The following is an 8,764-nucleotide window of genomic DNA, read 5'->3' as shown; positions in this document are numbered from 1 at the left end:
AAATATAAACACGTTCTATAGTTTAAATAATATCAAATCACGCACTCTTTACCAGTTATTATCATTGTACCATAATTTGTACTATAATTTAAGTCATATTTACAATACATTTATTGTATTATTTTGACAAATTTATTATCATCTGTTATCCTCTGAGTATAAAATGTAATTTTTAGGAGGATTTATGCGTGGAAAAACCCATTGTACCATAGGTGTTTTAAGTGTTATTCAAGCTTCATTACTATTTAATATACCTATTTCCATATTTAATCTTATATTGTCTGCTTTTTTTTCAATACTCCCTGATTTAGATGAATCTCACTCTATAATATCGGATATGTTTCTAAAAAAAGATGTGTCTAAATTTTTATTAAAAGCAACAATATATTTAATTAATATAATAATCTTTTTTGTATCTATAAAAATAAACGATAATTTTTATTTAAGTTCTATTATTACATTTGTGGCAATTATAATTATAGAATCAAAATTAAGTCATACTTTTTTAAGAAAAGTATTTTTATCTCTGATATTTATATTACTAGCAATATGTCTTTATTTAGTAAATATAAAAATATATTTTTCAATTTTTTGTTTAATGTTGTCCACCTTTCCGTGGCTCAAGCATAGAAGCTTTTCTCACAGCCTTTTTGCTACGGTGGTAATGTATTTTTTGTTAAAGCAAATACAACTAATAACTAATATATCCAATTTAGCTTTTTTGGGAACTATTAGTTATTCAAGTCATCTATTTTTAGGAGATTTGTTTACAAAGTCTGGAATACCGCTTTTATATCCTATAAGTGATAAGAAATTTTCCTTATGTTTTTTTAGGGTAGGTAGCTTTCTTAGTAATATGTTAGAAATATTATTCATCTCACTATTAGTAAGTTTAATAATTTATTCCATAATAAAAATATAAGTCCTTAAGGACTTATATTTTTATACACTTACTTTGAGCATTCTTCACACAATCCATAAAATTTAACATCATGATCAAGTATTTTAAATTTATATATCTTCTGTATTTCTTTTTCTATATTATCTAATAAATCTTCTTTTGCTTCCATTATTTTACCACAATTCTTGCAAATAAGATGATGATGGTTATGACAATCTTCATCATTTAAACTTATCTCATATCTTATACATCCATCATCTAAATTAAGCTTTGATATTACACCAACTTCATCTAATAATTGCATTGTTCTATACACTGTTGCTAATCCAATTTCTGGACAATCTACTCTTACTAAATCATATATTTCTTCACTACTTAAATGTTCTGCACTATTCTTAAGAAGTATATCTACAATTGCTCTTCTTTGAGGAGTAATTTTAAACCCCGTTTCTTTTAATTTATCTTTCAATATATCCATTGTATTCATTATAATATCACCCTTATTTTTCAATTGATAATCTTTATTAATTATTTTAATTGATAATAAACCGTTTGTCAATATTTTAATATACTATTGATTATAACTTCTTTGCCTATACTAGTTTCCATATATAAATTGATGCAATACTTTTAAATTTTCACCTTCTTTCCATTTAATAACATACATCCCGTCTCCATTTATTCTACCTTCCTCTCTGTATTGTTCTAGAGGAAATTGTAGTTGTTTTATTTCATAGCTAGCTAATTCATGAGATGATAAAGCTAACTTAGTTATTTTATCTAATGAAATATTGACATCTACATTTTTTACTACATTTTTAATTATCGCTGGATATTTAGTTATAGATGTATTTGATAACTTATACGCTATATTAGTTAAAATTTTTCTTTGTCTTTCATCTCTTTTATATATAGTATCTATTTTTCTTATTCTTGCATAAGCTAAAGCTTGGTAACCATTTAAATTTTGAACTCCATAACTCTGTATATATTTTATTTTATCCTTATTTTTTTCATTCAACCTATAACAAGCTTTTATAGTTTGATTTAAATGATTTATTTCCTTTTCATAAACTTCTACATCCACCCCACCTAATATGTCTATAATTTCAATAAAAGACGTAAAATCAACTACAGCATAATCTTTTATATCTAAATTAAAATTCTCATTTATAGTCTGCATAAGTAATTTTTCTTGTCCATAAGCATATGCATGATTTAACTTTTCATACCCAATATTAGGTATATTAACTAATGTGTCTCTAGCTAACGAAGTAAGCTTAAGAGATTTACTTAAGTTATCTACAGTTAAAATTACCATTGTATCTGATCTAGCAGGTTGTTTTGAATCTAAACTGTCCCTGCCTATTAAAAGTATATTATCTACTAAGCATTCCTGTCCTGTTTCATGTACTTTTTCATTTTCTAGTGCATATATATTTGGTATAAACATCAATGTTATTGCAACTAATAAAAAAAGTATTAATAGTTTTTTCATTTTATCACTACCTTTTATGTTTTATTTAATAAATATTTTTTCCTTATATTAAATAAATTACACTACTTACGTGCGTTTCAAAATAATTACCATTTAAGGTATCTTTATCAAAGTAATTTTTTATATTATAAAAATTCTCAATCTTTATAACTTTATCCAATAATATAAAAAAACTACCTATCACTAGGTAGTTTTTTTATATTATTGCTCATCTTCGTCAAAGTTTAATCCTTCTTCTTCCATTAATGTATTGTATACATCAACAACTATCTCATATTCTTTATCATCTTCTAAAGGAACTAATATTTCTCCTTCTTCATCTTGATCTATTCTAAATATTAAAGCCTCTTCTGCATCTTCTTCTTCCATAGGAACTAATATAGCATATTCTTTTCCTTCAGCTTCTAGCGTTAATATTATTTCAAATGCGCTTTCCACACCATTTTCGTCTATTAAGTTGATTATATTTTCTTGCATTTGCTTCACCTCTATTTTTTTATTTATTATTTATATTATATATCATAAATATATAATTTTATAGGTCTTTTAAAAATTTCTTTGTCTATCTAAATATCCTTGTAAAATTATTACTGCTGCAACCATATCTATAACACCTTTTCTATTTTCTCTTCTTACATTTCCTTGTATTAATGTTCTTTCTGCTGCTACTGTAGATAGTCTTTCATCCCAATATTCTATTTTTATACCAGTTTGCTCTTGCAATAATTCACAAAACTTTATTACTTTTTCTCCTTGTGGTCCTAATGTACCATTCATATTTTTAGGTAATCCTGAAACTATTTTATTCACTTGCTTTTCAGCTATTATAGCTTTTAATTCTTCTATATCTTTTTTCTTTCCAACTCTTTTTACTGTCTTAACACCTTGTGCTGTAAGTCCCATTAAATCACTAACTGCAACTCCGATAGTTTTGTCACCTACATCAAGTCCCATTATTCTTCCGTCTAGCATAATTTTCTCCTTAATTGTATCCTTATATAAGATTAGTCAGGATTTTCCCTGACCAGTCTTAGTTATTATTTGTACTTTAGTTTTTAATATTCTTATTATCAAATATTATCATATTTATACTTATTATTATAATTGGTATAAGTATATAAATAGATGCTGTTGCTGCTGCAACTATACCTGAATCATTTACTAAAAGCGTGACTATACACCCAACCATCGATGCTGCAAAGCCTTTAAATAGTATTGGATATCTTCTAGCTATATCTCTAAAGTGCTTTGATGGTCTAAATATAAATATTGCTATTATAGCAATCCCTGCAAGTAGTATATTTACCCATACACTTGTTTGTGCAAGCTTTAAATTCATTTGTATTTTTCTAGTAAATGTTTGTATTATAACCCCTGGTCCATTTAATAATATTTGCTTAACAAATACTCCTAAATGAGATCCACTTCCAGATACTATATCTAAAACTGCAAATGCTATAACTACACCTACAGCTGCTGCTCCCAGTAATATAACTTTCTTAAAATCAAGCTTTACATCAAATATTAGTAATATAAATAGTAAGTATGCTACACTCTCAGATATAGCGCCCCCTACATTAGCTCCCATAGATGGGTATGCACTTGTAATTAATATTACTACTGATAATACTACTATTAGCCACTTTGGAATTTTTTTATAGTTTAGAAGTACTGCAAGAGCAAATATAGCACATCCTATAGTAACTCCTTCATATTCATTTCCTATACCATAGTATCTAGCACCTATTATAGCATCATAACTCATTATGTTATTTTGCATTAGGTAAGTTCCAAATACTGAATCTATAGCTATAATAGCTATGGTTATAAGTGCAAAGAATCCCATTTGTTTTATATCATCTTTAAATAATTTTCTACCAATTAAGTAAAATGCTAACGTCGTTAAAAGAATTCCACCTGTTATTGCCATAGGTTGTTTAAAATTAAATATAGGCGACACTATGAATGATAGTGGCATTATTATACCTAGTTTTATAAATTCTTTTAAAACTATAAATACTTTTTCTTTATTAGGTAAATAATTTCTAAGTAATATAGCAATCATAGCTATTATCCAAGATGCAGAAATCACTCCTACAAATCCATTTATGACACTCGCTCTTATGTTAGATATTGATACTATTTTTTCGTATTCACCTAAAACATAATCTACATTATCATCTTTTTCTATTAAATTGTAACTTCTACCTATCATAGCATCATTTTTAAGGCCAAATTCATTTAATATATCTACACCAACATCTAAATTGGCTACTATACCATCTCTTCTTGTTGTAGCTGATGATAATATTCCTTTTTTATCTGCTTTAAACTTTATTATTGGAGATAGCCTTCTTTTGTTTTTATAATCTAAATTACTAGGGAAAGCACTACTTATATATACAGTATCATTTTCACCTACCATATCAAATACATCTTTAAGATATTCATCTATATTCTTTGATATACTACGCTTCATACCTTCATATGTATCTTCATTTAAGTATAGTCTATATTCATCTAATCTATATGTATCACCTAAATCTATAAATACAGCATCACTTTCTTCATAGTACTTTTTAGTTTCTTTTGTTAATTTATTATAGTCAGTTTTTATTCCAAATGGCATAGTTGCATCTTTAATATTGATATTATCAACATTCCCAGCATCTATTCTTCCATATTGATCCATGGCAACTAAGGCTATATTTCTATTTTTTTTAAGCTCTCCATTTTCTATAATATCACTGTTTCCTAAAACAGCAGTCTTAAGTCCATTGTCAGATAATGTTTGTCCTAATGAACCTAATATAGAACCATATTGACCGTTTTCTATATTTTCATTTATAGATTTATTGATAGTTAAATCATTTATTACTTTTGGATTTTTACCTGTGGCTGATTTAAATTTTTGTGCCGTTTCTTTGTCTATAGCTTGAAAGTTTATATATTCCTCACTAGACACATTAGCTCTTCCACCTGCACCCATACTAGCATAAGATCTTCTATCATCCGTACCTTTATCTCCTCTTATATTCATAAGACCTACATAACCTCTATTTTGAACTTCTTCTTGTAGAGTTGGTACGCGCAACATACTTACCAAATTAGTTCTATTCATATTAATAAATATAACTTTGCCTTTTTCATCGGCAAAGCTATATTTTGGAATAGAAACTAGGAGTATCATAACTACTGCTAATAATGATACAATCTTCTTGTTCATAAGATTGACCTACTTTCTGTTTAAATAATGTGTGATTACTTCTTCAAGCATCTCGTCTCTTTCAAATCTTTTTATTATAGCTCTTGCATTTTTATGACTTGTTATATAACTAGAGTCTCCTGAAAGAATATACCCTATAATCTGATTTATAGGGTTATATCCTTTTTCAAGCAATGCTTCATATACAAAATGTATAGTTTCTCCAACGCTCATTTTGTCAGTTGCTACGCCTTCAAACTTCATAGTATAATCTAAATCTTTATCCATGTTAACAACCTCCTTGAGTAAATTATTTTACTTGTGTTTTAACAACCTCACTTGCATGATTTAAAGCTTCATCAACTTTTGATATATCTGATGCCCCAGCTTGAGCCATATTAGGTCTTCCTCCGCCTTTTCCACCAGCTATAGCTGAAACTTCTTTAACTATATTACCACAGTGTATCCCTTTGTCTATAACATCAGATGTTGCTGTAATTACAAAGCTTACTTTACCATCTGCTACATTAGCAAGTGCTACTACTCCAGAAACTAACTTATCTCTTAAGTTGTCTGCTACTTCTTTTAATGTATTCATATCCATGCCTTCAAACTTAGTACAAACTAAACTAACTCCATTTATATCTACTTTAGAATCAAGTACTGAATCCATTGATTGTAGACTCATCTTAGTTTTAACATCATGTAATTCTTTACCTAAGTTTTTATTTTCTTCTAATAAAGATGTCACTCTTAAAGTTAAACTATCTTCTTTAGTTTTTAAATTTGAACAAACATTAGCTATAAGTTCTTCTTTTTCGTTTAAGTAATTATAAACTTCTCTTCCTGTTATAGCTTCTATTCTTCTTACACCTGCCGCTACTCCACCTTCAGATAATATCTTAAACATTCCTATTTGAGAAGTGTTAGTTAAGTGTGTTCCTCCACAAAGTTCTATTGAGAAGTCTCCCATTGAAACAACTCTTACTTCATTACCATACTTTTCGCCAAATAGGGCCATAGCTCCTTTTTCTTTAGCTTCATTTATGCTCATATTTTCACAATTTATTTCTAAAGCTGATAAGATTATTTCATTCACTTTTTCTTCTATAACTTTTAATTCTTTTTTTGTTATAGCTTCAAAATGAGTTACGTCAAATCTTAATCTTTCTGGTGTGACAAGTGAACCCGCTTGGTTAACATGGTCTCCTAATATATCTTTTAATACTTTATGAAGTATATGTGTTGCACTATGATTTCTTGCAGATGCCATTCTTATTTCTTTATTTACAACAGTCTTTAATTTTTCGTTAGTGTTTACCATTCCACTTTTAACAACACCAATATGTTTTATAGTATTATTTGCACCTTTTTTAGTATCTATTACTTCTATTACTATGTCTTCATTTTCATTTACAAGTATTCCGCTATCTCCTGCTTGACCTCCACCTTCTGGATAGAATGTTGTTTTATCTAAAACTATAACAACTTTTTCTCCAGCACAAGCATTTTCTACTATTTCATTGCCTTTCACTATAGCTTTGACAACTCCAGTACTTTCTAGTTCCTTGTATCCATCAAATTCACTAGCAACTGAAGAATCTAATTTTGATAATGGATCTTCTTTCCAGCTTTCTCCATCCATATTTCCTCTAGCACTTCTAGCTCTTTCTCTTTGCTTGTTCATTTCGTCATTAAAAGCATCTTCATCTATTAAAAGATTTTCTTCTTCTAATATTTCTTTAGTTAAATCTATTGGGAACCCATAAGTGTCATATAATTTAAATGCATTTTCTCCACTTAAAGTATTTTTTCCATCTTTCTTTAAGTCTGCTATATAAGAAGCTAATATTTCACTTCCTTGATCTATAGTTTCATTGAACTTTTCTTCTTCTATTCTTATAACTTTTTTGATGTAGCTTTCTTTTTCTACTAACTCTGGGTAAGCTTCTCCACTTACTTTTATAACTTCATCAACTAACTTGAATAAGAAATTTTCTTTTATTCCTAATAGCTTACCATGACGTGCAGCTCTTCTAAGTAATCTTCTAAGTACATATCCTCTACCTTCATTTGATGGAAGAACTCCATCTGCTACTAAGAAACTTACAGCTCTTATATGGTCAGTTATTATCCTTACTGAAGTATCTATTTTATTATCTTTTCCATATGTCACCCCTGCCATTTTTTCAACAGTGTTTAATATGTGCTTTATAGTATCTACATCAAATATAGTATTAACACCTTGCATTATACAAGCTATTCTTTCTAGACCCATTCCTGTATCTATGTTTTTGTTTTCTAATTGTCCGTAATTTCCGTTTTCATCTCTATCAAATTGAGTGAATACGTGATTCCAAAACTCCAAGTATCTGTCGCAGTCACATCCTGGCTTACAATCTGGGTTATCGCATCCATATTCTGCCCCTCTATCAAAGTGTATCTCTGAACAAGGCCCACAAGGTCCTATCCCTATTTCCCAGAAGTTATCATCTTTTCCAAGTCTAACTAATCTTTCTTCAGGGAATCCCATTTCTTTTGCCCATAGGTCATAAGAATCATCATCTTCTTCGTATACAGTTACCCATATCTTATCTTCTGGTATGTTTAAGTGTTCTGTAACGAACTCCCATCCCCATCTTATAGATTCTCTCTTGAAGTAATCTCCAAATGAGAAGTTTCCTAACATTTCAAAGAAAGTTGCATGTCTAGCAGTTTTTCCTACATTTTCTATATCTCCAGTTCTTATACACTTTTGACAAGTACTCATTCTTTTACTTGGTGGCACTTCTACTCCAGAAAAATAATTTTTAAGTGGTGCCATTCCTGCACTTATAAGTAATAAACTCTTGTCATTTTGTGGTACTAAAGAATAACTATCTCTAACATAGTGTTCCTTAGATTCGAAAAATTTTAAAAATCTGCTTCTTATTTCATTTAATCCCATTTGTTCCATTGTTATTTCCTCCTGTATTATGTATTTTCTAATAATTAATTTTTATTTATATTACAACTTAAATTACATCTAAATTAGTTTGTGAAATTAAAAAACCCCGCGCCTATAAACAACTTATAGGGGCGAGGATTATATTCGCGGTACCACCCTAATTATCATAATAAATTATGACATCTTCGGAAAACCTTAGTTATAACGGAACTA

The 8,764-nt window shown here is 28.6% G+C and carries 8 protein-coding genes; 1 reads left to right on the top strand and 7 read right to left on the bottom strand.

The genetic code is table 11. The features are described 5' to 3' along the window. The first annotated feature begins 184 nt into the window (after nucleotides 1–184). On the top strand, nucleotides 185–922 hold the full coding sequence (locus VLM92_RS11910; RefSeq protein ID WP_325276553.1) for a metal-dependent hydrolase: 738 nt from the start codon (nucleotides 185–187) through the stop codon (nucleotides 920–922). 28 nt (nucleotides 923–950) lie between these two features. Here VLM92_RS11910 and VLM92_RS11905 read toward each other — a convergent pair whose 3' ends face one another. The 7 genes from VLM92_RS11905 to alaS form a co-directional block, all read right to left on the bottom strand. After that, nucleotides 951–1,391: a Fur family transcriptional regulator gene (locus VLM92_RS11905; protein WP_325276554.1), complete on the bottom strand. Its 441-nt coding sequence runs from the start codon at nucleotides 1,389–1,391 to the stop codon at nucleotides 951–953. 108 nt (nucleotides 1,392–1,499) lie between these two features. Continuing rightward, nucleotides 1,500–2,399: an LCP family protein gene (locus VLM92_RS11900; RefSeq protein ID WP_325276552.1), complete on the bottom strand. Its 900-nt coding sequence runs from the start codon at nucleotides 2,397–2,399 to the stop codon at nucleotides 1,500–1,502. Between the two features lie 201 nt (nucleotides 2,400–2,600). Beyond that, complete coding sequence (locus VLM92_RS11895) at nucleotides 2,601–2,876, bottom strand: DUF1292 domain-containing protein (protein WP_325276551.1); 276 nt, start codon at nucleotides 2,874–2,876, stop codon at nucleotides 2,601–2,603. Nucleotides 2,877–2,945: 69 nt separating this feature from the next. Further along, nucleotides 2,946–3,371: a Holliday junction resolvase RuvX gene (ruvX, locus tag VLM92_RS11890; RefSeq protein ID WP_325276550.1), complete on the bottom strand. Its 426-nt coding sequence runs from the start codon at nucleotides 3,369–3,371 to the stop codon at nucleotides 2,946–2,948. A gap of 76 nt (nucleotides 3,372–3,447) precedes the next feature. Continuing rightward, a complete protein-coding gene (locus VLM92_RS11885; RefSeq protein WP_325276549.1) occupies nucleotides 3,448–5,625 on the bottom strand; it encodes a hypothetical protein in 2,178 nt (725 codons plus the stop codon). Nucleotides 5,626–5,634: 9 nt separating this feature from the next. Next, a complete protein-coding gene (locus VLM92_RS11880) occupies nucleotides 5,635–5,892 on the bottom strand; it encodes an IreB family regulatory phosphoprotein (RefSeq protein WP_325276548.1) in 258 nt (85 codons plus the stop codon). A gap of 22 nt (nucleotides 5,893–5,914) precedes the next feature. Continuing rightward, nucleotides 5,915–8,560: an alanine--tRNA ligase gene (alaS, locus tag VLM92_RS11875; protein WP_325276547.1), complete on the bottom strand. Its 2,646-nt coding sequence runs from the start codon at nucleotides 8,558–8,560 to the stop codon at nucleotides 5,915–5,917. Nucleotides 8,561–8,764: the final 204 nt, after the last annotated feature.

It is taken from the genome of Romboutsia sp. (assembly GCF_035470145.1).
GTDB lineage: Bacteria > Bacillota > Clostridia > Peptostreptococcales > Peptostreptococcaceae > Romboutsia_D.
The sequence above is the reverse complement of the archived record's forward strand: the minus strand, read 5'-3'. Positions and strand labels throughout refer to the sequence as shown.

Bases quoted from the DNA above. Each gene is read 5' to 3' on its own strand.
- VLM92_RS11885 (WP_325276549.1), bottom strand. From the start codon at position 5,625: ATGAACAAGAAGATTGTATCATTATTAGCAGTAGTTATGATACTCCTA.
- VLM92_RS11900 (WP_325276552.1), bottom strand. From the start codon at position 2,399: ATGAAAAAACTATTAATACTTTTTTTATTAGTTGCAATAACATTGATG.
- VLM92_RS11895 (WP_325276551.1), bottom strand. From the start codon at position 2,876: ATGCAAGAAAATATAATCAACTTAATAGACGAAAATGGTGTGGAAAGC.
- VLM92_RS11910 (WP_325276553.1), top strand. From the start codon at position 185: ATGCGTGGAAAAACCCATTGTACCATAGGTGTTTTAAGTGTTATTCAA.
- alaS (WP_325276547.1), bottom strand. From the start codon at position 8,560: ATGGAACAAATGGGATTAAATGAAATAAGAAGCAGATTTTTAAAATTT.
- VLM92_RS11880 (WP_325276548.1), bottom strand. From the start codon at position 5,892: ATGGATAAAGATTTAGATTATACTATGAAGTTTGAAGGCGTAGCAACT.
- ruvX (WP_325276550.1), bottom strand. From the start codon at position 3,371: ATGCTAGACGGAAGAATAATGGGACTTGATGTAGGTGACAAAACTATC.